The sequence below is a fragment of the Dyella kyungheensis genome (genome assembly GCF_016905005.1).
Lineage (GTDB): Bacteria > Pseudomonadota > Gammaproteobacteria > Xanthomonadales > Rhodanobacteraceae > Dyella > Dyella kyungheensis.
This window is the reverse complement of record NZ_JADIKC010000010.1, coordinates 1-24,160: the sequence shown is the minus strand read 5'-3', so window position 1 is coordinate 24,160 and position 24,160 is coordinate 1. Positions and strand designations below refer to the sequence as shown.

Genomic DNA, 24,160 nt, shown 5'->3' with positions numbered 1-24,160 from the left:
ACGGGCGTTCAAGCCCCCGTCGGCGCTCCGTTCACGGACTGCGCATGAGGCATGGCGTCACCATGGGGCGTTCGACGTCGAAAGGAGTCACCATGGCCTTGCGTTTCGATCGCGACCGCTTGCATAGCTTCCGCCGGTTCCTGTGGCAGCGGTTCATCGACGACAAGTGCTTCGAGACGGCCGGTGCGCTGTCTTACACCACGCTGGTCTCGCTGGTGCCGTTGATCGTGGCCTCGCTGGCCATCTTCGCCGCATTCCCGGCCTTTGCCGGCGCGCGCGGCACGCTGATCGATTTCGTGTTCACCAACTTCGTCCCCGCTGCGGGCGAGTACGTGAAGAAATACCTCGATGCCTTCGCCGACAACGCCAGCCAGCTCACCGGCATCAGCATCCTGGTGATGTTCTTCAGCGCGCTGTCCATGATGGTCAGTGTCGAGGACCGCATGAACCGTATCTGGCGCGTGCAGCGCCAACGCGGCTGGGTCTCGCGACTGCTGCTTTATTGGGCGGCGCTCACGCTGGGCCCGATCCTGATCGTGGGCGGTATCGCGGTGGCGTCGGTCGCCACTGCGCTGCCCATGCTCAACGATGCCGCGAACACGCTCAACCTAAAGGCGCGATTGGTGGCGGTGTTGCCGTTCGTCGTCACCTTCCTCACGCTGATGCTGATCTACATGGTGGTGCCCAACCGCCGCATCCATTGGCGCAACGCGGCCATCGGCGCCCTGATGGGGGCGATCCTGTTCGAGCTGGCGCGCTGGGGTTTCGCCCGCTTCATCCACCAGGCACAGACCTATCAACAGGTCTACGGCGTGCTGGCGGCGCTGCCGATCTTCCTGCTGTGGATCTATCTCTCGTGGGTGATCGTGATTCTTTGCGCGTCCGTGGCGGCAGCGGTTTCCGCCTTCGATTACCTGCCGCCCTCGCAATTCCTTCCCGAGGAGGCTGCGCTGCTGGGCCTGCTGGTGGTGCTCGGCCATTTCATCGAAGCGCAGCGCGATGGGCGCAAGCTCAATCCGGATATCGTGCGGGCGCGGGAGCCGCGGTTGCATCGCGCATCGATCGTGAATTATTTCGGCGACCTGCAGCGGGCGAAACTGATCGACGGCGAAGCGGGTGCCGGCTGGCTGCTCACCCGCAGTCTCGACAGTACTGACCTGATGCGCGTGTATGCTCACTGCAGCTACCGCGTGCCCTTGCATCCGGCGCAGGAGGCCAGCGTGCACGAGCTGCGCCTGCCGGCCCCGCTGCTCGCCTTGCTCGACGAGGCCGCGCAGTCGCTGCACGACATGCTGCATACCTCGCTGCATGAGGCTTATCCGCTGGGCCAACCGGCATCGAATTTATCCAAGGACACATCGCGATGAAGTTGTTGAAAACGCTCGCCGTCATCGGTGGCATGCTGGCCCTGGCCGGCGTGGCGCACGCCGCCATGCCCGAGCAGCCGTCGATCAAACTGACCACGCTCGACGGCAAGCCGTACGACCTGGCCTCGCAGCGCGGCAAGTGGGTGATCGTCAATTACTGGGCCACCTGGTGCGTGCCGTGCATCAAGGAAATGCCGGACATCTCCAAGTTCGTCAGCGCGCACAAGGACAAGGTCAGTGCCATCGGCCTGGCGTATGACGACAGCGACAAGGCCGACATCCAGGCGTTCGTTGCCAAACATCCGGTGAGCTATCCGATCGCGCAGGTGACGATGGACAAGCCGCTGAAGGATTTCGACGAACCCCGCGGCCTGCCGACGACCTGGCTGATCGGTCCGGACGGCAAGGTGGCCAAGCGTTTCGTCGGCACCGTCAACGAAAGCTCGCTGGGCCAGGCCATCGGCCTGGGCAAATAGCCATGGCGGCCGTGCGCTTCTTCGTCAAAGGTCGCGTGCAGGGCGTGTTCTATCGCGCCAGCACGCGCGAGCAGGCGATGGCGCTCGGCTTGTCCGGCTATGCGAAGAATCTGGACGATGGCCGCGTCGAAGTGATGGCCATCGGCGCCGCGCCGTGCATCGAGAAACTGGAACGATGGTTGTGGCAAGGCCCGACCGGCGCGCGCGTTGACGAAGTGCTGCGTGAGGTCTGCGAAGAGATCGAACTGGTCGGTTTCCGCACGCACTGATTCAGGCGCTGGACGGCGCCGATGCGCGCGGTGCGGATGCCCCCGCGTCGTGCAGGAACGGCCGCGGCACGGAGAGCACGAAGCCCTGCGCAAAATCGATGCCCAGCCGGTGCACCGCCGCCAGCAGTTCGGGCGTACCCACGCATTCGGCGATGGTCTGTTTGCGGGTGACGTGGCCGAGGTTGTTGATCGCCTCGACCATCGCGTAATCGATGGGGTCGTCGATCATGTCCTTCACGAAGCTGCCTTCGATCTTCACGAAATCCACCGGCAGGTGCTTGAGATAGGTGAACGAGGACATGCCGGCGCCGAAATCGTCCAACGAGAAATAGCAGCCCAGCGCACGCATTTCGTGGATGAAGGCAGTGGCCCGCGAAAGACTGGAAATCGCGGCCGTCTCGGTGATCTCGAAGCAGATCGACGAGGGCGCAATGGCGAACGTGGCAAATTGCTGGCGCAGGAAAGCGGCGAAGCCGCTCTCGCATAGCGAGGTGCCCGAGAGATTGATCGCGCATTGCGACGGAATGTCGGGCATGCCGCGATCCATCGCCTCGCGCAGCGCGGAGAACGCCGACTGCACCACCCAGCGATCGATCGAGGGCATCAGGCCGTAGCGCTCGGCGGAAGGGATGAAGGCGCGCGGCGGGATCAGTTCGCCACCTTCGCCAACCATGCGCAGCAGCAGCTCCACGTGCCGCTGAGGCATGTGATGACGCAGGTCCACGATGTCCTGCTCGTACAGTTCAAAGCGGTTGCTTGCCAGCGCGGCCTGGATGCGACTGACCCAGCACATCTCGATCTGGCGCACGGCCACTTCGTCGTCGTCCAGATGATAGGTCTGCACGCGATTGCGGCCTTTCTCCTTGGCCAGGTGGCAGGCGGCATCGGCGGCGCCGAGGATGTCCTCGCGCGCCAATCGCTCATCCGCGCTCAGGCTGACCAGGCCAATGCTGGCGCTGGTGGCGAAGCTGCGCTCGCCGAAGGCGAAGTGCAGGTCGCCGATGGCGGCACGCAGGCTCTCGGCGACATGGACCGCGGCATCCGCGTCGCAGTCTTCCAGCAGCACCACGAATTCGTCGCCGCCCAATCGCGCCACCGCATCCGTGGCACGCACCTGGGCAAGGAACAAGGTGCCGATCTGGCGCAGCAGTTCGTCGCCGGCAGCGTGGCTGCAGGTGTCGTTGACCACCTTGAACTGGTCCAGGTCCAGATACAGCACGGTGAATGGCCGGCCACTGCTTTCCGCGGCCTTCACCGCGAGCGCGAGGCGGCGTTCGAACTCGCGCCGGTTGATCAGCCCGGTGAGCACGTCATGGCTGGCCTGGTAGCTCAGTTGCGCGGCGTGTTCGCGATCGCTGCTGACATCGCGCATCACCAGCACCGCGCCATCCATGTTGCCGGCGCGGTCGCGAATCGGCGTGGCCGTGAGATCGATTGCAATCGCCGGGCCTTCCGGATGCCTCAGCACGAGTTTGTCGTGCTGGCTCCAGGCCGTTTGGCCGTCCAGCACCTGCATCACCGGATCGCCAATCGGAACGCCGCTGCTCTCGGCCACGAAATGGCAGATCGCGCCCACCGGCCGGCCGCGCGCGCGTTCGGTGCTCCAGCGCGTGAGGCGCTCGGCGCTCGGGTTGAGGAATTCGATGCAGCCGGTGGCATCCGTGGTGATCACCGCATCGCCGATGGACTGCAGCGTGACCTCGGCGCGCTCCTTCGCCGCGAACAGCATGGCATCGGCCCGGCGCCGCTCGGTGATCTCGGTGACGGAGCCGGCCATGCGTCGCGAGGTGCCGGTGGCATCGCGCGAGGAGGCTCCGCGCGCATGGAACCAGCGCGGCACGCCATGGCGCTGCGGTACGCGAAATTCCACATCCAGCGGATGATTGCGCCACACGTGCGCCGTCACCGCACGCATCACGCGACGACGATCCTGCGGATGCAGGCGTTGGAACACCGACGTGGTGGCGCCATCGTCCGCCGCACTGAGTCCGAGCATCTGGCGCAGTCGGGGGGAAAGATAGACATGGCCGGACGTACGGTCCCAATCCCACAGGCCGTCGTTGCTGCCGGCCACGGCCAGCTGAAAACGGTCTTCGCTGGCGCGCAATTCATGGGTCACGCGAACACGGTCGTCCAGCAGCCGGCGCACGCGTCGCGTGGCGATCAGTACCATGGTGGCCGCTGCCAGGCACAGGCACGCGCGCAACAGGTTGGCGGTTTCGCGCGACGCGGAAGCCAGCGCGTCGGAGAACGCATATTCCATCGGCGTCAGTCGTTCATCGATGGCGCGCAGCTGCGCCCGGGTCGACGCCCTCCAGGCGCGATCGCGCTCGCCCGCGCTGATGCGGCGATGCGCCTCGGTACCGAGTGCGATCAGCTCGTCGATGGATCGATCGGCCTCGACCCACACGTCGACCGCGCGACGAATGCTGCCCACGTGGTGAAAGTAGCGGTACAGGCGGGCCATGCCCGGAATATCGGCCTCGTCCGTGCCACCGCGGCGGAATCCCGCGGTCACCACCGACATGTCCGGCTGGGCGCGATCGAGTTCGATGCGGCCGGCTCGATGGCCCAGCGGCACGGCGATGGCGTCGAGAAATTGCTGGTAATCCGCTTCGGCGTTGCTGGTGAGATAGTGCTGCAGACTCGAGACGGCGATTTTCTGTGCCTTGGACCAGCGGCTTTCGCCGCCCACGAAAGCGCGCGCCGCAGAAAGTATGTCCAGGCTGGCAACGCACAGCCCGATCATCACCACCACGACCAGCACGAACGGCATCACGATCTCGGACGTTTTGTCCCCACTGACCAGTTCGGCCCCCCGGCCTTTGACTGGCATAGACGCACTCCCACGCGCGCCTGGATTTCAGGCCATCGTCTTATCGGCCTGCGCGGACAAAGCTTGAACCAGCAGGGCCGGTGGCTTCACGGCACATCGACCTTTGCCGCACGGGCAGGGGAGTAAACGGAGCTGTCGAATCGGACGGGCATCGTTCGTCGTCTGCATGAAGGGCCCGGCCCGACGACCACCCGCCGACCGGCGGTCGATCCATCACCGCAAGGAGAATGTCGCATGTCCACGCGATTCCAGCGCATCACGCCGTTCCTCTGGTTCGACCACCAGGCCGAAGAGGCTGCGAAATTCTACGTATCGATCTTCCCCAACTCCCGCATCCTCACCACCACCCGTTACACCGCCGCCAGCGCCAGCGCTTCCGGGCGTGCGGAAGGTTCCGTGATGACGGTGGATTTCGAACTCGACGGCCAGGCCATCGCCGCGTTGAACGGCGGACCGGTGTTCAAGTTCAACGAGGCTTTGTCATTGGTCGTGCATTGCCGCTCGCAGGAAGAAATCGACCACTACTGGGAACGGTTGCTCGAAGGTGCCGCCGACAAGAGCGGCCAGTGCGGATGGCTGAAGGATCGCTTCGGTCTGTCGTGGCAGGTGGTGCCGGACGAAATGATCCCGATGCTCACCAGCGGCGATGCGGCGAGCGTGGAACGCGTCCACGCGGCCATCATGGGCATGAAGAAGATCGATGTGAACGAGATGCGCCGCGCCGCTGCGGGGTGATCCTTATTCGCCGAAGCTGTCAGGCACCCATTCCGCCTTGCGCGTCACCTGTTCGGCCTTGGGCTTGCCCTTGAGCTTGGGCAGCTTGGGCTCGGGAATGCTTTCCTCGCTGCGCGGCACTTGTTCCAGCAGGTGCCGGATCAGGTTGATGCGCCCGCGCTTCTGGTCGTTGAAGTCGACCACGAACCAGGGCGCGTGCGGCCGGCTGGTGCGTTCGATCATCAGGTCGCGCAGGTGGCCGATTTCCTCGTACTTGTCGCGCGAGGCGAGGTCGGTGGGCGAGAGCTTCCAGCGCTTGAGCGGATCCTTGGCGCGTTCGTCGAAGCGTTCCTCCTGTTCTTCCTGGTCCACGGCGAGCCAGTACTTGAGCAGGATGATGCCGTCGTCGGTAAGCAGTTTCTCGAACGCCGGCACGGCCGATATGAAGGCCTTGTATTGCGCCTTGCTGCAGAAACCCATGGCCGGTTCGATCACCGCGCGGTTGTACCAGCTGCGGTCGAACAGCACGATTTCGCCCGCGCTGGGCAGATGCTCCACGTAGCGCTGGAAGTACCACTGGGTGGTTTCGATGTCGTTGGGCTTGGACAGCGCCGCGATGCGATAACCGCGCGTATCCATCGACTCGGTGATGGCCTTGATGGTGCCGCCTTTGCCGGCCGCGTCGCGCCCTTCGAAGATCACCACCAGCCGATGGCCGCTGCGCTGCAGCCAGCGATGCAGGCCAGCCAGTTCCAGCTGGAGCTCGGCCATGCTGTGGCGATAGGTCTTTTTCTTCTTGCCCATGCTGGGCCTCCTTGGGTGGCTCCCCTCGGCATTGTCCGCAAACGGGGCAAGCACGGGGTGAAGAAGCCTCCACACCCCGCTGCCCCTGTTCGGTGGAGCCGGGCTCGCGCTTACAGGTCCAGATCGGCCGGCATGCGGCCGATGCGGTAGCGCGCGCTCATCGCCTGCAGCGCACGGCGGAAGTCGCTGGCGAAGCCCTGCATATCGAACAGCGAACTTTGCGTGCGCTGCTGCGACAGATGCTGGCGCAGCGTGGCCAGTGCCTCGCGATCGTTGCCCAGCTGGGTGGCCATGGCGATGAAGGCTTCCTCGTCCTCGCAGACCAGCTCGGGCAGGCCAAGCTGCAGCAGCAGGCTGGTGGCCACGCGACCGGCGAACGTGTGGCCGGTGCAGGTGAGCACCGGGCAGCCGGCCCACAAGGCGTCGGACGCGGTGGTGTGCGCGTTGTACGGCAGCGTGTCGAGGAACAGGTCGGCGTTGAGGTAGTGCGCGAGATACTCGGCATGCGGAAGGCGCGGCAGGAACACCAAGCGCTCCGGCGCAATGCCTGCGGCGCTGGCGGCGGCGCGCAGGCGATCGTCCGCGCCATCCATGCCGCCCAGCAGCCACAGCACGCTGTCCGGCACCTGTTGCAACACCAGCATCATGCGCGCGAACGCCGCCGGATTGATCTTGTAGCTGTTGTTGAAGCAGGCGAACACGGTGCCCTGCTCGGGCAGGCCGCAGGCGGCGCGCGACGGCGGCTGGGCCACCTGGCGGGTATTGTCGTTGGGCTGGTAGCAGCGCGGCAGCCGCACCAGTTTTTCGCTCACGTGCCCGCGCAGTTCATCGGGCACGGTGATCTTGTCGGCCACCAGGTAATCCAGCCAGGGCGCGCCCATGCTGCCCGGGTAGGCGAGCCAGTTCACCTGGATCGGCGCCGGGCGCAGCGCGAACAGTTCGGCGTTGTCGCGCCCCGAATAGCCGTTGAGATCGACCAGCACTTCCACGCCGGTGTCGTGGATGCGCTGCGCGACCTGCGCGTGATTGAGCGCGGACACGTCGTGCATGGTGGTGACGGCGGCGAGGCGGCGGCGGATCGAACCGCCGTCATCCGGCGTGGTGGCGAACAGATGGAGATCGAGATCCTCGTCGTTGGCCAGGGCCTCGAACATCGCCACCACCAGCAGGCCGGTGGCATGGTCGTTGAAGCCGTCCGCCACGAAGCCCACCCGGATCGCGTTGTCCGGGGCCGGCTTGGCATGGCTGAAGGCCTGCTGCTTGCGCAGGGCGGCCGTCTGTTCCTCGATCACCGCGGCGAAGGCCTTGGCGGTCTTCAAATGCATGGCGGCGTCGACGTCTTCGGCCAGCATGGTGAACGGGCTCACCACGGCCGTGCCGTCGTTTACCGCGGCCTGCAAACGGCCGCTCAGTGCGTCCAGGTCGTGCCAGTCCCACAGGCGACGGCGCAGGAACAGCAGCTGGCTCAGCGCGCGACCGTCGTTGGGGTTGAGGCGCAGCGCGCGCTCGTAGGCCTCGGCGGCCACCGCGAATTGCCCAGCGTCCTCCAGCACCTGGCCGGCGGCCAGCGGGTACTGCGGATTGCGCGGCGACAGTCGCTCGGCCTGCAGCCAGGCCCTGCTGGCTTCAGGCCCGTTGCCCTGGGTCTGCAGGATGCGTCCGCGCAGCGCATAGGCGGCGTCGAAACGGGGATGCAACTGCAGGGCTTCATCGGTGTGCGTGCGGGCCTGGTCGACGTTGCCCAGCTCCAGCTCGGCCGCGGCCAGGTTCAGGCGCAGGCCCGGATGGTCCGGCGCGCCGTGGGTGGCCATCGCATACGACTCGCGGGCGTGCTGGAAGCGGGCGGCCGCCATCAGCGCGTTGCCCAGGGTCAGCAGGATGGCCGGATGGCCGGGCGACTGGCGCAGGGCGGCACGCAGGTACTCGATGGCGTCGTCCGCCTCGCCGTTGGCGAGCCGGGCGCTGCCCAGGTTGCACTGCACTTCCACGCTTTGCGGCGCCAGCTGGGCAGCCTGTTCCAGCACTTTCACGGCATCGGCCGGGCGCTGCAGCTGCAACAGGGCCACACCGTGCAGGCGGGCGAGTTCGGCGTCGTCGGGATACTGCCCGCGTGCATCGTTGGCGGCCTGTTCGGCGGCATCGAACGCACCGCGCTCGATCTGTTCAACGATCTGCTGCGCGAGCACCTGAGAAGAGGGGGTAAAGAGATCAGTCATCCGCCCAAATTAACGCAGGGCGGGTACGGCTGCCAATCCGCACGTGCCGGCCGGAGGCTCAGCCGGCCGTGAGCGCCTTGAGTTCGTCGGCCTGGTTCTCGCGTGTGAGCGTGTCGACCAGCTCGTCCAGGTCGCCCTGCAGCACCTCCGGCAGGCGATACAGGGTGAGGTTCACGCGGTGGTCGGTGATCCGCCCCTGCGGAAAATTGTAGGTGCGGATGCGTTGGCTGCGGTCGCCCGAGCCCACCTGCAAGCGGCGCGATTCGGCCTGCGCGGCGGCCTGCTTGCTGCGCTCGTCGTCGAGCAGGCGGGCCTTCAGCAGGCTCATGGCGCGCGCACGGTTCTTGTGCTGGCTGCGTTCGTCCTGGCACTCCACCACGATGCCGGTGGGCAGATGGGTGATGCGGATGGCCGAATCGGTCTTGTTGACGTGCTGGCCGCCGGCGCCCGAGGCGCGGAAGGTGTCGGTCTTGATGTCGGCGGGGCTGATCTCGATCTCGTCGATATCGTCCATCTCCGGCAGGATCGCCACCGTCGCCGCCGAGGTATGGATGCGGCCCTGCGATTCGGTTTCCGGCACGCGCTGCACGCGATGCGTGCCCGACTCGAACTTCAGCCGCGAGTACGCACCCTTGCCCTCGATGCGCGCCACGACCTCCTTGTAGCCGCCGTGCTCGCCGTGGTTCTCGCTCAAGATTTCGACATGCCAGCGCTTGCGTTCGGCGTAGCGCGTGTACATGCGGAACAGATCGCCGGCGAAAATCGCCGCCTCGTCGCCGCCGGTGCCGGCGCGTACTTCCAGGAACAGGTTGGCCTCGTCGCGCGGATCCTTCGGCAGCAGCAGGATCTGCAGCTCGTCGTCCAGTTCGACCAAGCGCTGTTCGAGGCGGGCGACATCGTCCTTGGCCATCTCACGCAACTCGGCGTCGTCGAGCATGGCGCGCGTTTCGCCCAGCTCGCGCTCGGCCTGGTCGCGTTCGTGCAGCGAGTTCGTCACCGGCTCCAGCTGCGCGTATTCGCGCGACAGTTCGCGGAAGCGGTTGTTGTCGGCCAGTACATCGGGCTGCGCGAGCAGCAGGCCGATTTCTTCGTGGCGTTCGGCGAGGGATTCGAGTTTGCGGCGGATCGAAGGCGTCATGGCGGGAAGCGAGTCAGGAGTGAGCAACGAGAAAGAACGGCAAGCACACAGGCAACCCCGGCGACTCGCTAATCCTCGCTCACTTCCGGTTTCTCGGTGATCCCGTATAGACGTCCAGCCGCATGCAGCAGATCCATGTCGCCGCTCAACGCCGCCTCGCGCAGGCGTGCGCTAGGGTGGTGCAGCAACTTGTTGGTGAGCGTGTTGGCCAGGTAGGCCAGCGCCTCGTCCGGCGACTTGCCGCGGGCGATCATGGCGCGCGCTTTTTCCAGCACTTCGTCGCGATAGGTTTCGGCGTGCTGGCGCAGGTCCACCGCCGGGTTGCGCAGCGAGAGCGCGCGGCGCCAGGCCATGTAGCGCTCGACTTGCAGATCGATGATGGCGTCGGCTTCGCGCGCGGCCGCTTCACGCGAGCGGCGGTTGTCGTCGATCACCTGGCGCAGGTCGTCGATGCCGTAGAGGAAGACGTCATCGAGTTCGCCCACCGACGACTCGATGTCGCGCGGTACGGCGATGTCCACCATGAACATCGGCTTGCGGCGACGGGTCGCCACGGCCTTCTCGACCATCGTGCGCGTCACCACCGGCTGTCGTGCCGCGGTGGAGCTGATCACGATGTCCGCCTCGGCCAGATGTTGCGGGAGGTCGCCCAGCGAGATGGCGTAGCCACCGTAGCGGGTGGCCAGCTCCTGCGCATTTTCCAGCGTGCGGTTGGCCACGATCAGCCGGCGCACCTGCTTGTCCACCAGGTGGCGGGCGGCCAGTTCGACGGTGTCGCCCGCGCCGATCAGCAGTACGCAGGCCTGGCGCAGGTCGGTGAACACCTGTTCGGCCAGGCGTACCGCCGTGAAGGCGACGGAAACCGTGTGGGCGCCGATGCGGGTGTCCGTGCGCACGCGCTTGGCCACGGCGAAGGTGTGCTGCAGCAGGCGCTCCATCGGCGCGCGCAGGACCTGGGCGTCGCGCGCCTGCTGGTAGGCGTCCTTCACCTGGCCCAGGATCTGCGGCTCGCCGAGCACCATGGAGTCCAGCCCGGTGGCCACGCGGAACATGTGCCGCACGGCCTCGTCTTCGTCATGCCGGTAAAGGAACTCATCGAGCTTGCCCGCAGTCAGATGATGCTGTCGGCTAAGCCACGCCTGCGGAACGTCCTCGGCTCCTGCCGAGACGCTCACATAAAGTTCGGTACGGTTGCAGGTGGAGAGGATCATCGCCTCTTCCACGCCGGGCTCACGGGCAAGCGCCTGCAGGGCCACTCCGGCGGACTCCGCATCGAATGCCACTTGTTCGCGCAAATTGACCGGCGCGGTGAGGTGGTTGAGCCCTAAGGCGATGAGCTTCATGGTTCAGGGCGATTCGAGGCGAAGGGCATCCGGCGTAAACTGGGGGTTAGCGACGACCGTTCTACAGTGTGGATACGGCCATGTCACGGACGGATGAGCGGAGAATAGTGTGCTGAGCAGGTGGTCCAAGTTCAAGCAAGTGCGGCATTTTGCGGCCGCCGGCCTGGCGGCGCTGGTTCTGGCCGGATGCGCCACCGTCTCCGGTTCCTCGGGACGCTCCTCGGCCAACGCCAAGCAGCCGTTGGACCACCTGGTGGTGGCGGTTCCCGACGAGGACCACGACCTGATGGCCCAACTGCTTGCCGGCGAAATGGCGCTGACCCGCACCGATCTCAAGGCGTCGTCCGCGGCCTATGGCCGTGCCATGCGGCTTTCCCCCGATCCCAAGGTGGCCGAACAGGCCGCCGCCCTGGCCATTGCCACGCGCGACGTCGACGGCGCCCAGGCCGCCATCGCCCGCTGGCAGGCGCTGGGCGGCAAGCCGGCTCCGCTGGCCCAGGCACGCGCCCAGCTGGCGCTGAGCCAGGGCGACACGGTGGAGGCGCGCCGCCAGCTCGAAATCCTGGTGGGCACCGGCGACCCGGATGCCTGGCGCCAGTTCGGCCGGGTCCTGGTCAGCGGTCGCGACGCCGCGCAGTCGGCCCAGTTGCTGGAGGCGGTGGCCACTCCGCAACGCCTGCCCAACGACCCGCAGGCCTGGCTGGCGATGAGCGAGCTGGGCGACAAGCTGGGCCGCCATGCCTACGCCGTGCAGATTGCCGAAGCGGCGGTCAAGCGTTTCGGCACCGCCGACACGTACGCCTGGCTGGGCCAGATGAAGTACCACGAAGGCGACAAGAACGGCGCCAAGGTCTGGTTCGACAAGGCGCTGGCGAAGGACCCGAAGAACACCCACCTGCGCCTCGCCTATGCCACGTTGCTGGGGCAGGGCGGCGACTACGCCGCCGCCGCGCACATGCTCGACAGCGGACCGCAGAACGCCGACACCTACGCCATGCGCGCCGCGCTCGCCGCCCGTGCGCACGACACCAAGACCATCAACCGCCTCTACAACCAGCTGCAGCACTCGCCCGAGGACGTGCGGCAGAGCAGTGCCTACCTGCTGGGCCAGATGGCGGAAATGCTCGACAAGAAGGACGACGCGCTGAAGTGGTACGACCAGGTCGCCGACGACGACGATCACGCCTTCGACGCCGATCTTCGCAGTGCGGTGCTGCTGCAGGACCTGGGCCGCAGCGCCGAGGCGCACGAGCAACTGGCCCAGATGCAGACCGATTACCTGGATCAGCCGACCCAGCTTCGCCGCACCTACGAGGTGGATGCGGAGCTGTACATGGATGAGCAGCAGTACGCCCAGGCCGAGCGCGCCTTCAGTCGCGCCCTGCAGGTGACGCCGGACGATCCGGGCCTGCTGTATGGCCGCGCCCTGGCCTATGCCTCGGCCGGGCAGACGGATCAGGCGATCAACGATTTCCGCCATCTGCTCAAGCTCAAGCCCGACGACACCGATGCCAGCAACGCGCTGGGCTACACGCTGGCCGATGCCAACCGCGATCTGCCCGAGGCGCAGCGGTTGATCGAGCAGGCGCGTGCGGCGCGTCCGGATGACCCGGCGATCCAGGATTCCTGGGGCTGGCTGCAATACCGGCTGGGCCATCTGGACCAGGCCGAAACGACGCTGCGCGGTGCATGGGCGGCGCACAAGGACGCCGACGTCGGCGTGCATCTGGGCGAAGTGCTGTGGAAGCAGGGGCGCCAGGACGATGCGCGCCGCGTGTTCGACGAAGTGCGTAAGATCGACCCGCAAAGCAACAACCTCCACAACACTCTCAAGCGCCTCAATCCATGAAGCTTCCGATTCGACTCCTCGCGGCAGCCCTGCCGCTGCTGCTGGCCGCCTGCGTCCATAAGGAAGCCGTCCGTCCGCAACCCAAGGCGGATTACGCGGTCCTGCTCAACGAGCAACGCGCTCGCGAGCATCTGCTGGAGAAGACCGACCATTGGGTCCTGCAGGGCAAGATCGGCGTGTCGGGCGAGGTCAATGGCAAGAAAGAAGGCGGCAGCGGCACCCTGACCTGGACGCAGAACGGCGACAACTACGAGTTCGTCGTGCGAGGTCCGGTGGGCAGCAAGAGCTTCAAACTGACCGTGACGCCCGTCGGCGCCACCCTGGAAGGTCTCGAAGGCGGCCCGCAGCGCAGCCCGGATGTCGAGTCGCTGGTGCAGAACACGCTGGGCTGGCAGGTGCCGTTCCGCGACCTGCGCGCCTGGGTGCTGGGCACGCGTGCCGACAGCGGTCCGGCCGAGCTGAAGTTCGGCGACGACGGCCTGCCGATGAGCCTGACCCAGGATGGCTGGACGGTGACCTATCCCGGCTGGGACAACAAGCGCGAGCCGGCCTTGCCGACCAAGGTTTTCGCCAGCAGCCCGACCAGTTCGGTGCGGCTGTCGGTCGAGTCGTGGACCATCCAATAATCATCGTTCTCCCTGTAGGAGCGCACCCTGTGCGCGACCCAGCGAAGCAGTAACCCTGAGCGCCGCGATCGCGCACAGGCTGCGCTCCTACGACAACCTGTTGCCGCCATGACCTTCCACATCCAGCGCGCCCAACTCGACCAGGTCGATGCCCTGTGCGCCATTGAGCGTGCAGCGGTGGAGCTGTTTCGCGGGCACCGCGCGTGGCCGTCCTACCGCAACGTGTCGGTGCCGCCTGAGGTGCTGCGCGAAGCCATCGCCCGCGGCCTGGTGTGGGTCGCCGTGATCGGCTCCGGCGAGCCCGTGGGCTTCGTCTGGCTGGACGCGGAAGAGGGTGGTGACGCCATCGGTGTAGCCGAGATGGATGTGCTTCCGTCCCACGGCCAGCGCGGCATCGGCGCGGCCCTGCTCGAGCACGCCTGCCACTGGGCGCGCCTGGCCGGCTACCACCGGGTGGACCTGGGCACGCTTGCCGATGTGCCCTGGAACGCGACGTTCTACGCGAAACACGGTTTCGAGGTGGTGGACAAACATCGCCCCGAGTTCGACTTCGCCCGCGAACGCGACCGCGAAAACGGCTTTCCCGACGACCTGCGCGTCTTCATGAGCCGGCCGCTGCCGCCACCCGATCCGGCCGGTTGGACGGTCTGGCCGGCGCCGGCCAAGTTGAACCTGTTCCTGCGCATCGTCGGCCGCCGCCCCGACGGCTACCACGAGCTGCAGACCGTGTTCCGCCTGCTCGACTGGGGCGACGAGATCCGCCTGCGGGTCCGCCGGGATGGTGAGATCCGCCGCCTCACCGACGTCCCCGGCGTGCCGGCCGACACTGATCTGGTGGTCCGCGCCGCCCGTCTGCTGCAAGGCCACGCGCCTCCGGACGTGGGCGTCGACATCGAGGTGGAGAAGCGCATTCCCATGGGCGGAGGCCTGGGCGGCGGCAGCTCCGATGCGGCGACCGTGCTGGTGGCGCTGAACCGCCTTTGGGGCGCCGACCTGGATGAGGACGCGCTGGCCGAGCTGGGTCGCCAGCTGGGCGCCGACGTGCCGGTGTTCGTGCGCGGGCGCTCGGCCTGGGCCGAGGGCATCGGCGAAAAACTGTCGCCGCTGGGCCTTCCGCGGCGCTGGTACGTGGTGCTCGACCCCCACGAACACGTGCCCACCGGGGCACTTTTTCAAGCGTCTGAATTGACACGAAATGCTCCGCCCGCCACAATTTCATCCTTTGCTTCGGGCGAAACGGTCGAGAACGCTTTCGCGCCCGTGGTCCGCGCGCGACATCCGCGTGTGGCTGCGGCGCTGGACTGGCTCGACGGCTTCGGCCGGGCAAGGCTTTCTGGCAGCGGTGCCTGCGTGTTCCTGGAAACAGGCGACGTGGAACGTGCCGAAGCCATTGCGGAGCGGTGTCCCGCCCATTTCACGGCCTACGTGGCCAGGGGTGAGGACGTTTCTCCGTTGCATGTCGCCCTGGCGCGCTTTCGCGGTGTCGGCGGGAACGGCAAGTAGAAAATCCAGTTGTTACTGGGGCGTCGCCAAGCTGGTTAAGGCACAGGATTTTGATTCCTGCATGCGAAGGTTCGAATCCTTCCGCCCCAGCCATTCATATGGCTCACACAGGTTCTAGAGAAATGACTGTCGACATCTCCGGCCCGATGCTCTTCACCGGCAATGCGCACCGTGCACTCGCCGAGGATGTGGCTCAACGCCTGGGTGTGCCGCTGGGCAAGGCGCTGGTCAGCACGTTCAGCGACGGCGAAGTGCAGGTGGAGATCGAAGAGAACGTCCGCCGACAGGAAGTGTTCGTGCTGCAGCCCACGGGCGCGCCGAGTGCCGAGAACCTGTTCGAGCTGCTGACGCTGGTGGATGCGCTCAAGCGCGCCTCGGCCGCCAGCGTGACGGCGGTGATTCCGTATTTCGGCTATGCCCGCCAGGATCGTCGCCCGCGTTCGGCGCGCGTGCCGATCACGGCGAAGCTGGTGGCCAAGATGATCGGCACCGCGGGTGTGGATCGCGTGCTCACGGTCGACCTGCACGCCGACCAGATCCAGGGTTTCTTCGACATCCCGGTGGACAACGTGTATGCGTCGCCGGTGCTGTTGGCGGACATCTGGCGCAACTACAGCATGGACGACCTGATCGTGGTCAGTCCGGACGTCGGTGGCGTGGTGCGCGCGCGTGCCATGGCCAAGCGCCTGGACGACGCCGACCTGGCCATCATCGACAAGCGTCGCCCGAAGGCGAACGTGGCCACGGTGATGAACATCATCGGTGAAGTCGACGGCAAGACCTGCGTGCTGGTCGACGACATCGTCGACACCGCCGGCACCTTGTGTGCGGCCGCTGCGGCTCTGAAGGAACGCGGCGCCCGCAAGGTGGTGGCGTACTGCGTGCACCCGGTGTTGTCGGGCGCGGCGCTGAAGAACATCGAAGGCTCCCAGCTCGACCAGCTGGTGGTTACCAACACCTTGCCGCTGCGGCCGGACATCGCCGCATGCAGCAAGATCCGTCAGCTCTCGGTCGCCGAGCTGCTGGCGGAAACGATTCGCCGCATCGCCTTTGGCGAGTCGGTGAGCTCGTTGTACATCGATTAACGGTGAAGGGTGAAGCCGCCCACTGCGTGGGCTGTGAAGGGTAAATGGAAAGAGCAGGGTTGCTTGCTTTTCTCTATTCACCATTGACCATTTACAGCCCACGCAGTGGGCGGCTTCACTCTCCACCAAAACACGGCTCCTCTGGTCGCGGGGGAGTCGCATGACTGCCGCGAGGCAGCTCACTTTTGATAGGTAATGCCCACATGGCTACGACTCATGAAATCAAGGCTTCGGCCCGCAATGACGAGGGGAAAGGTGCGAGCCGCCGCCTGCGTCATACCGGCGTCGTTCCTGCTGTTGTCTACGGTGCCGGCCAGGCCCCGCAGAGCATCCAGATCGAACACAACACCATCCTGCTCGCTGCCAAGCACGAGTGGTTCTTCTCCTCGGTGCTCGACCTGAACGTCGACGGCAAGGTGCAGAAGGTGCTGGTGCGTGACTGGCAGAAGCATCCGTACAAGCTGCAGATGCTGCACATGGACTTCCAGCGCGTCGACGAAAACGCCGCCCTGCGCGTCAACGTGCCGGTGCACTTCCTGAACCAGGAAAAGTCCGCCGCCGCCAAGACCTCGGGCGTGGTGATCTCGCACAACCTGACCGAAGTGGAAGTGTCCTGCCTGCCGAAGGATCTGCCGGAGTTCATCGAACTCGACCTGGCCGACCTCAAGCCGGGCGACATCGTGCACCTCTCGCAGCTGAAGCTGCCGAAGGGCGTGGAAATCGTGGCCCTGCACCTGGGCGCCGACCACGACACGGCCGTCGTCACCGCCAACACGGTGAAGGAAGAAGTCGACGAGACCCCGGCCGAGGGCGAAGCCGCCCCGGCGCCGGAAGCTCCCAAGAAGTAAGTCGCTGCGGCCCGCGCTCCACGCGAGCGCGGGCCGTTCGATCTTATGGCGGGTCTTCGACTCATCGTCGGACTGGGCAACCCCGGTGCCGAATATCTCCGAACCCGGCACAACGCCGGGTTCTGGTTTGTTGACGCCCTGGCGTCAGGGCAGGGCGAGCGCTTCGGCTTCGACGGCAAGCTGCACGGCGAGACCTGCAAGGTCCGCATCGGCGGCGAGCCGGTGTGGCTGCTCAAGCCCTCCACCTTCATGAACAAGAGCGGCATCGCCGTGGTTTCGGCGTTGCGCTACTACAAGATCGAGCCGGAAGAGTGCCTGGTGGCACACGACGAGCTGGATCTCGACCCCGGTACCGTGCGCTTGAAGTTCGACGGCGGGCACGGCGGCCAGAATGGCTTGCGCGACATCGTTGCGCACCTGGGCCACGCCAAGTTCCATCGTCTGCGCGTCGGCATCGGCCATCCCGGTCACAAGGACAGGGTCACCTCCTGGGTGCTGGGGCGTGCCTCCGAGAAGGATGAGAGCGCCATCGTCGACGGCATCTCGCGCGCACTCGATGTGCTGCCGCTGGCCGTGGACGGCCAGCTCGACAAGGCGATGCAGAAGCTCCACACACCGGCGGGCTGAGGTCGCCCGCTGCGGCGCCTGAGCGCCAAGCGGAGAGCGAGCGGCCCTTTCCCTTTACCATTCACCATTTACAGGCGCCGAAGGCGCCGACTCTACGGAATTCAAATGGGCATCAAATGCGGCATCGTCGGCCTGCCTAACGTCGGCAAGTCCACCCTGTTCAACGCGCTGACGAAGGCGGGCATCGCGGCCGCCAACTTCCCGTTCTGCACCATCGAGCCGAACGTGGGCGTGGTGCCGGTGCCCGATCCGCGCCTGAAGGCGCTGTCGGACATCGTCAACCCGCAGAAGGTGATTCCGACGGCTGTCGAGTTCGTCGATATCGCGGGCCTGGTCGCCGGCGCATCGAAGGGCGAAGGCCTGGGCAACAAGTTCCTCGCGCACATCCGCGAAGTGGATGCGATCACCCACGTGGTGCGTTGCTTCGAACACAGCGACATCATCCACGTGGCCGGCAAAGTCGACCCGATCGCCGACATCGAGACCATCGACACCGAGCTGGCGCTGGCCGACCTCGATTCCGTCGAGAAGGCGCTCAACCGTGCCGAGCGCGCCGCCAAGGCCAACGACAAGGAAGCCGTCGCGAAGAAGCCGGTGCTGCAAAAGCTTGCCGCCGGCCTCAACGAGGGCAAGTCCGCGCGCAGCCTGGGCCTGGACGACGAGGAAAAGGCGCTCGTGCGCGACCTGTTCCTGCTCACGCTCAAGCCGCTGATGTACATCGCCAACGTGCGCGAAGATGGCTTCGAAAACAATCCGCATCTCGATGCCGTGCGCGCACGCGCCGTGATCGAAGGCGCCGAAGTGGTGCCGGTGTGCGCGGCGATCGAAGAAGAGATGTCGCAGCTGGAAGATGCCGACCGCGACGAATTCCTTAAGGACCTCGGCCTCGACGAGCCGGGTCTCAACCGCGTGATCCGCGCCGGCTACAAGCTGCTCAACCTGCAGACCTACTTCACCGCGGGCGTGAAGGAAGTGCGCGCCTGGACGATCAAGCGCGGCTTCACCGCGCCGCAGGCCGCGGGCGTGATCCATACCGATTTCGAACGCGGCTTCATTCGCGCCGAGACGATGAGCTATGACGACTTCATCCAGTACAAGGGTGAAGCCGGCGCGGCCGCGGCAGGACGTTTGCGCAAGGAAGGCAAGGATTACATCGTCAAGGACGGCGACGTGTTGCACTTCCTGTTCAACGTTTGACCGGTCGATCAATCCGCAAAAAAAGCCGCGCACTGCGCGGCTTTTTTTGTACCAGGAAGCAGCCGGGAGCAGCCGCATGAAGGCTCACGCGGCTGTTCGAGGCCAAACCTTGTCAGCGCATCAGAACTTCACCGTGACACGGCCCCACCAATAGCGGCCCATCAGATCAAAGCTGCTCGGGTCGGTGTTGGCGTTGAGCGTGTTGTTCGCATAAAGCATGGGCGGCTGCTTGTCGAACACGTTGTTGACGCCGAAATCCAGGCGGGTGTTGATCAGCGCGATGTTGTAGCCGATCGACACGTCGTTGTAGACCGTGGCGCCGTACTTCAGGATCGTGCCGGATTCGCCGTTCGGATAGCTGTCCTGCGGCGAGCCCGTTGCCGCACCGTTCTGGAAGCGGCCGATGTAGCGCATGCGCCACTGGGCACTCCAGCCACCGGACTGCCAGTCCACGAAGCCCTGGCCGCGCCAGCGCGGGAACAGGCAGACGCCTGCGTTATCCGGGCAGGCGGCCGACGCCGAGGAACCATAGGGCAGCAGGCGGCCGGCGTTCTTGTAGACGTCGGCATCGGCGACACCGGGTGCGGTGATCAGGTCGTAGTACTTGAGGTAGCTCGCGGTCACGCCGATGTTGAACTGGCCAATGCCGAACTGCGGCAGCTTGTAGTTGGCCGACCAGTCGATACCTGCCGTATTGATCGTGCCCAGGTTGGTGATCGGCTCGATGGCGGCGGGCGAAATATTGCCGGTGGCGTCGCGCTTGATGAATTGGCAGTCCTGCGTGACGCCGGCGGCACAGACGTCGAGCAGGCTCTGCAGTCCGACCGTGGTGAGCGTGTCGTTGAGGTTGACGCGCCAGAAGTCCACGGTGGTCGACAGGCCCGGAACATAGGATGGGCTGTACACGAAGCCGAAGTCGTACGAGGTGCCGTGCTCCGGCTTGATCGGCACGCCTGCCACGTAGGCGCCCTGCACGATCGTGCCCGCCTGGGTGCGATCCGCCGCATTGGAGTTCACGAACGAACCGTCGGTAGGCACGTTCTGGCAAGCCAGGGCCAACGGCGAACCGGCCGGCGCGCCGCGATAGCCGTTGCACGGATCGGAATGGATCATCGGCGCGTCGGAGCCGGACGTATACAGCTCGGTGAGGCTCGGTGCACGGAACACGTGTTCCATCGTGCCGCGCAACAACAGGTCATCGATGGGCTTGTACTCGAGTGCGAACTTGAGGTTGTTGGTGCTGCCGAAGCCCTGGATGCGCGAATAGCGGTCGCCGATGGTCAGATTCAGCGACTGCACGCCCGGCAGGCCGGCGAGGACCGGTATGAACGCTTCGGCATACAGATCCTTGGTGGTGTATCCGCCCTGCACGGCGGCCAGGCACTGGCTGCCCAGCACGCAATTGCCCGTGGCGGGGTCGACTACCAGCTGCGGCGAGGGAATGGAGTGCACGTAGTCCGTGCGGTACTCGAAGCCGCCTGCCAACTGCACGGCACCCGCCGGAAGACTGAACAGTTCGCCGCTGAGGCCCGCGTGCCAGGTCTTCTGGATCTGATAGACGGTCGACGGAGCCGCCGTGCTGGCCGCCTTGATCGCGGCGACACTGCCGGCCGAGCGGTTGTCGAATGGGTTGAACTGACAGGCAACGGCATCCACGCCGGCAGGGCAGGTCGCCGAGCCGTTCGCATTGAGCGTGGAAGATCCCGTGTAGAGCTTGGTCTGGTCGATCAGGCCCGTCGTGGTGATCGAGGTGCTCTGGTGGCCGTAGTTGTAGCCGACGTCCCAGTTCCAGTTCTTGTCGGCGATGGTGAAATCGCCACGAAGGCCCGTGTTGATCTGGGCGTCCTGGCGACCGGTGAAAGCGGCGCGATTGCCGGCGGTCGTCAGTCGTGAGCCGAACTTCAGGTCCGTTTTCTCAACAGGTGTCTGGAATGTGCGGCCAAAACTATTGAAGGCATTGTCCTGTGCAACCACCACGCCCGTGCCCGTGCCATACACCGCGGGAGCCAGCTGGAAGTTGGCCGAGGTTTTCTCGTACACGGCGTCCATATAGGCCGTGACGTGCTCGCCCAGGCGATAGTCGCCGGTGATGAAGCCGCCGGTACGCTCCTGCGGCGTCATGATCAGGTTGACCGACGCGTAGTTGTACTTGTCCGAATTGCCGTAGCAGTGGTAATTCGCAGGCGTCACGCTGGTGCTGTTGCCGCCGGGATTCAAGGTGACGTAACCCGAGGCGCAGCCGGCCCCGCCGTTGAATTTGCCGGCAAGGGTCGGTGGCAGCTGGATGTGTCCATATGGGGTGTTGGACGAGCCGCCAACGGATACCGCCGAACCGGACAGGCTCAAGGCATTCTTTGAAAACGCCCGGTTGGCCGATTCGACGCCATCCTGCTTGTTGTAGTTGACGCCGGCCATGATGCTGCCCTTGTCGGACGTCTGGCCGAAGGTGAAGGTGTAGCCGCTCTGTTCACCGTCATTGCGATCGGACTGGCCGACGTTGGCGGTGAAGGTGGCGCCCTGGTAGTTCTTGCGCAGGATGAAATTCACCACGCCGCCAATGGCGTCCGAGCCGTAAGTCGCCGAGGCGCCGGTTGGCAGCACTTCGATGCGCTCGATGGCGTCGGCGGGAATGGCGTTCGGGTCCTTGCTGAGCAGGCGCTGGCCATTGAGCAGGATCAGCGTGCGCTTCGATCCCAGGCCGCGCAGATTGATGCTGGAGACGCCCGTACCGCCGCTGTTGTTGACCTGCGGATTGACGTTGCCGCCGGTCATCGCCGGCAGCTGCTGAATCAGATCGCCCAACGTTTGCTTGCCGGTCGCCTGGATGGCGGCGCGATCGATGGTCACGACGGGGCTGGCCGTCTCGACGTCGACGCGGCGAATCAGCGAGCCCGTAACGGTGACGGTTTCCAGCGTCTTGCTCTTGGCTGGTCCGCACTGGCCTCCTGCGCGAACGCCGCGGTGCTCAAGCTGCCGATGACGAGTGCGCCCAGTGCCAGGCGCACCGACGCGCAAAGCGTGTTGTTCCGAAAATTCATCTGATCTCCCCGTCCAATTAGGTTTTGGTTAAGAGGTTCGGAAGTTACGCAGGGGTCGGGATTTGCGATGTCAGAGCATTCCCAAAGCGTGCATCAGATAAGGTCGATGTAACCCCGACGCCAAAACGCAGGAACTGTCAGCGTCGACCTGGCGGCCCAGTGCCACGTGCTTGTCCGGCAATCGTCTGCGTGCTGTCATTCCCGCATGACTGCATTGCACATGCGACTTGCACGCATCGACGATGCGCCGGCCGTTTCGAGGCTGTCGCTTCGGGTGGTGCGCCGATGGATTGCGCCGGAGCAGCCCGCCGCCGCCGTGATGCTGCTGGAGGAAGGACTGCGCACCAGCGTCATTCGCCAGAAGATCGAGGCGGGCCAGCGTTTCCATCTCGCCTTCGTCGGCGATGCGCTCGCTGCGGTGGCCGCCGTGCGCGACGACAGTCATGTGTTTCAGCTGTTCGTGGGGACGCGATACCAGGGGCAGGGCATCGCCAGGAAGTTGTGGGATCGCCTTCGCCGCGACTGCATGCGCCGGGCTGGAACACGGGTATTCACCCTCAATGCCGCGCCGGGCGCCGTTCCCGTGTACCTCCATATGGGTTTCGCGCTCGATCACGACCCGGCTCGCGGAAGAAGCAAGATCGTCTCCGTTCCGATGCGCTACCGCCTCGCCGGCGCTGCCTGAGCTATATCCATCGTGTGCGACCGCGCGCCGCGGCGCATAATTGCCGTCTACCCTGTTCCTGGAGTCACCGGTCCATGTCCGGCAAGCAGCACGAAGTGAACTTCCGTTTCCTGGCTCAGCCCACCGACGTCAATTTCGGCGGCAAGGTGCACGGCGGCATGGTGATGAAGTGGATCGACCAGGCCGGTTACGCCTGTGCCGTGGCCTGGAGCGGGGCGTATTGCGTCACCGCCTCGGTCAGCGGCATCCAGTTCGTCAAGCCCATCCTGATCGGCGATCTGGTGACCGTGCGTGCGCGCCTGATCCACACGGGGCGCTCCAGCATGCACATGGCCGTGGACGTGCTGGCGCGCGATCTGCGCAAGGACGAGCACCGCCTGGCCACCAGCTGCGTGATGGTTTTCGTGGCGCTTGATGCGCCCGACGGCAAGCCCACCCCGGTGGCCTCCTGGGAGCCGCGCGACGAGCACGAGCGCCAGCTGCAGGAGCAGGCCATGCGGCTGATGAATCTTTCCAAGGAGATGGAGCAGCTGGTGGACGCCCAGGTCGCCGAGAACATCTGACGGACGCGTCCGAAGCGTGAAAAAAATCGCCGGAAAAGGTCGATTTTCCCGCCGCAGGTGTTGACAGCTTCGAGGCTGATCCACACAATAGCCGTTCTTTGTTGGAGGGATACCCAAGCGGCCAACGGGGGCAGACTGTAAATCTGCTGGCTTACGCCTTCGGTGGTTCGAATCCACCTCCCTCCACCAGACGAGTTCCGCGCAGGGCGGGAGTAGTTCAATGGTAGAACATCAGTTTTCCAAACTGATTACGCGGGTTCGATTCCCGCCTTCCGCTCCATTGGCTCTCGTGGTTTTTGCTGTTGCAGTGCTCATGTAGCTCAGTCGGTAGAGCACTTCCTTGGTAAGGAAGAGGTCGCTGGTTCGATTCCAGTCATGAGCACCATCTCACCGCGGTCCGCGGGTATCACCTCACTTTTCACTATTTTGACTCCATCGGGGTTTTAGGCGTATGGCAAAGGGTAAATTCGAACGCACCAAGCCGCACGTCAACGTCGGCACGATTGGTCACGTGGACCACGGCAAGACGACGCTGACGGCTGCACTGACCAAGGTCGGCGCAGAGCGCTTCGGTGGCGAATTCAAGGCGTATGACGCGATCGACGCGGCGCCGGAAGAGAAGGCACGCGGCATCACGATTTCGACGGCTCACGTCGAATACGAATCGCCGAACCGTCACTACGCCCACGTGGATTGCCCGGGCCATGCTGACTACGTGAAGAACATGATCACGGGTGCCGCGCAGATGGACGGCGCGATCCTGGTGTGCTCGGCCGCTGACGGCCCGATGCCGCAGACCCGCGAACACATCCTGCTGTCGCGCCAGGTGGGCGTGCCGTACATCGTCGTGTTCCTGAACAAGGCCGACATGGTGGACGACGCCGAGCTGCTCGAGCTGGTCGAAATGGAAGTGCGTGAACTGCTCTCCAAGTACGACTTCCCGGGCGACGACACCCCGATCATCAAGGGTTCGGCC

The 24,160-nt window shown here is 65.3% G+C and carries 20 protein-coding genes and 4 tRNA genes; 18 read left to right on the top strand and 6 right to left on the bottom strand.

Annotated elements, in window-relative coordinates; all coding sequences use genetic code 11:
* Positions 1–92: 92 nt before the first annotated feature.
* Genes ISP20_RS18750 through yccX form a run of 3 tightly spaced genes read left to right on the top strand, consistent with a single transcriptional unit; the run spans position 93 to position 2,112 of the window.
* The gene (locus tag ISP20_RS18750; protein ID WP_204637664.1) at positions 93–1,367 is read left to right on the top strand and encodes a YihY family inner membrane protein; all 1,275 of its coding nucleotides are present in this window, start codon (positions 93–95) and stop codon (positions 1,365–1,367) included.
* Entirely contained in the window at positions 1,364–1,843 is a 480-nt protein-coding gene (locus ISP20_RS18745; protein WP_204637663.1) for a TlpA family protein disulfide reductase, read from the top strand. The genes ISP20_RS18750 and ISP20_RS18745 overlap by 4 nt, the downstream gene beginning before the upstream one ends.
* A gap of 2 nt (positions 1,844–1,845) precedes the next feature.
* Entirely contained in the window at positions 1,846–2,112 is a 267-nt protein-coding gene (gene yccX, locus ISP20_RS18740; protein WP_204637661.1) for an acylphosphatase, read from the top strand.
* Position 2,113: 1 nt separating this feature from the next.
* Here yccX and ISP20_RS18735 read toward each other — a convergent pair whose 3' ends face one another.
* A complete protein-coding gene (locus ISP20_RS18735; protein ID WP_204637659.1) occupies positions 2,114–4,948 on the bottom strand; it encodes an EAL domain-containing protein in 2,835 nt (944 codons plus the stop codon).
* A 234-nt stretch (positions 4,949–5,182) separates the two neighbouring features.
* Between ISP20_RS18735 and ISP20_RS18730 the strand changes: the two genes are divergently transcribed.
* On the top strand, positions 5,183–5,683 hold the full coding sequence (locus ISP20_RS18730) for a VOC family protein (RefSeq protein WP_204637656.1): 501 nt from the start codon (positions 5,183–5,185) through the stop codon (positions 5,681–5,683).
* Positions 5,684–5,686: 3 nt separating this feature from the next.
* On the opposite strand, the gene ppk2 is transcribed toward ISP20_RS18730, so the two are convergent.
* The 4 genes from ppk2 to hemA form a co-directional block, all read right to left on the bottom strand.
* Positions 5,687–6,466, bottom strand: coding sequence for a polyphosphate kinase 2 (ppk2, locus tag ISP20_RS18725; RefSeq protein WP_204637655.1), 780 nt, complete (start codon positions 6,464–6,466; stop codon positions 5,687–5,689).
* 110 nt (positions 6,467–6,576) lie between these two features.
* Positions 6,577–8,682 (bottom strand): O-linked N-acetylglucosamine transferase, SPINDLY family protein, encoded by a 2,106-nt coding sequence (locus tag ISP20_RS18720; RefSeq protein ID WP_204637654.1) that lies wholly within the window; start codon positions 8,680–8,682, stop codon positions 6,577–6,579.
* Positions 8,683–8,740: 58 nt separating this feature from the next.
* Positions 8,741–9,820, bottom strand: coding sequence for a peptide chain release factor 1 (prfA, locus tag ISP20_RS18715; RefSeq protein ID WP_204637653.1), 1,080 nt, complete (start codon positions 9,818–9,820; stop codon positions 8,741–8,743).
* Positions 9,821–9,888: 68 nt separating this feature from the next.
* Positions 9,889–11,163: a glutamyl-tRNA reductase gene (gene hemA, locus ISP20_RS18710; RefSeq protein WP_204637652.1), complete on the bottom strand. Its 1,275-nt coding sequence runs from the start codon at positions 11,161–11,163 to the stop codon at positions 9,889–9,891.
* A gap of 109 nt (positions 11,164–11,272) precedes the next feature.
* Here hemA and ISP20_RS18705 point away from each other — a divergent pair, with 109 nt between their 5' ends.
* The 8 genes from ISP20_RS18705 to ychF all read left to right on the top strand — a co-directional run bounded on the left by ISP20_RS18705 (position 11,273) and on the right by ychF (position 18,898).
* Positions 11,273–13,012, top strand: coding sequence for a tetratricopeptide repeat protein (locus ISP20_RS18705; RefSeq protein WP_204637651.1), 1,740 nt, complete (start codon positions 11,273–11,275; stop codon positions 13,010–13,012).
* Complete coding sequence (lolB, locus tag ISP20_RS18700) at positions 13,009–13,638, top strand: lipoprotein insertase outer membrane protein LolB (protein ID WP_204637650.1); 630 nt, start codon at positions 13,009–13,011, stop codon at positions 13,636–13,638. The genes ISP20_RS18705 and lolB overlap by 4 nt, the downstream gene beginning before the upstream one ends.
* 108 nt (positions 13,639–13,746) lie before the next feature.
* Positions 13,747–15,141 carry a 4-(cytidine 5'-diphospho)-2-C-methyl-D-erythritol kinase gene (ispE, locus tag ISP20_RS18695; RefSeq protein WP_204637649.1) on the top strand — a complete coding sequence of 465 codons (1,395 nt, stop codon included), beginning with the start codon at positions 13,747–13,749 and terminating at the stop codon, positions 15,139–15,141.
* A gap of 16 nt (positions 15,142–15,157) precedes the next feature.
* Positions 15,158–15,234: transfer RNA gene (locus ISP20_RS18690), tRNA-Gln, on the top strand.
* Between the two features lie 53 nt (positions 15,235–15,287).
* The gene (locus ISP20_RS18685) at positions 15,288–16,226 is read left to right on the top strand and encodes a ribose-phosphate diphosphokinase (protein ID WP_204637802.1); all 939 of its coding nucleotides are present in this window, start codon (positions 15,288–15,290) and stop codon (positions 16,224–16,226) included.
* 203 nt (positions 16,227–16,429) lie between these two features.
* A complete protein-coding gene (locus tag ISP20_RS18680) occupies positions 16,430–17,074 on the top strand; it encodes a 50S ribosomal protein L25/general stress protein Ctc (RefSeq protein ID WP_204637648.1) in 645 nt (214 codons plus the stop codon).
* 45 nt (positions 17,075–17,119) lie between these two features.
* Positions 17,120–17,701 carry an aminoacyl-tRNA hydrolase gene (pth, locus tag ISP20_RS18675; protein WP_204637647.1) on the top strand — a complete coding sequence of 194 codons (582 nt, stop codon included), beginning with the start codon at positions 17,120–17,122 and terminating at the stop codon, positions 17,699–17,701.
* Between the two features lie 105 nt (positions 17,702–17,806).
* Positions 17,807–18,898, top strand: coding sequence for a redox-regulated ATPase YchF (gene ychF, locus ISP20_RS18670; protein ID WP_204637646.1), 1,092 nt, complete (start codon positions 17,807–17,809; stop codon positions 18,896–18,898).
* A 120-nt stretch (positions 18,899–19,018) separates the two neighbouring features.
* On the opposite strand, the gene ISP20_RS18665 is transcribed toward ychF, so the two are convergent.
* Positions 19,019–21,745: a TonB-dependent receptor domain-containing protein gene (locus tag ISP20_RS18665; RefSeq protein WP_338031033.1), complete on the bottom strand. Its 2,727-nt coding sequence runs from the start codon at positions 21,743–21,745 to the stop codon at positions 19,019–19,021.
* Positions 21,746–22,156: 411 nt separating this feature from the next.
* Here ISP20_RS18665 and ISP20_RS18660 point away from each other — a divergent pair, with 411 nt between their 5' ends.
* From ISP20_RS18660 to ISP20_RS18635, 6 genes are all read left to right on the top strand, one after another.
* A complete protein-coding gene (locus ISP20_RS18660) occupies positions 22,157–22,621 on the top strand; it encodes a GNAT family N-acetyltransferase (RefSeq protein WP_239536151.1) in 465 nt (154 codons plus the stop codon).
* 74 nt (positions 22,622–22,695) lie between these two features.
* The gene (locus ISP20_RS18655; protein WP_204637644.1) at positions 22,696–23,184 is read left to right on the top strand and encodes an acyl-CoA thioesterase; all 489 of its coding nucleotides are present in this window, start codon (positions 22,696–22,698) and stop codon (positions 23,182–23,184) included.
* Between the two features lie 103 nt (positions 23,185–23,287).
* Positions 23,288–23,373 (top strand) — tRNA-Tyr (locus ISP20_RS18650).
* Between the two features lie 17 nt (positions 23,374–23,390).
* Positions 23,391–23,464, top strand: a tRNA-Gly gene (locus ISP20_RS18645).
* A 29-nt stretch (positions 23,465–23,493) separates the two neighbouring features.
* Positions 23,494–23,569: transfer RNA gene (locus tag ISP20_RS18640), tRNA-Thr, on the top strand.
* Between the two features lie 66 nt (positions 23,570–23,635).
* A partial coding sequence (locus tag ISP20_RS18635; RefSeq protein ID WP_204637643.1) for a GTP-binding protein occupies positions 23,636–24,160 on the top strand: 525 nt, incomplete at its 3' end.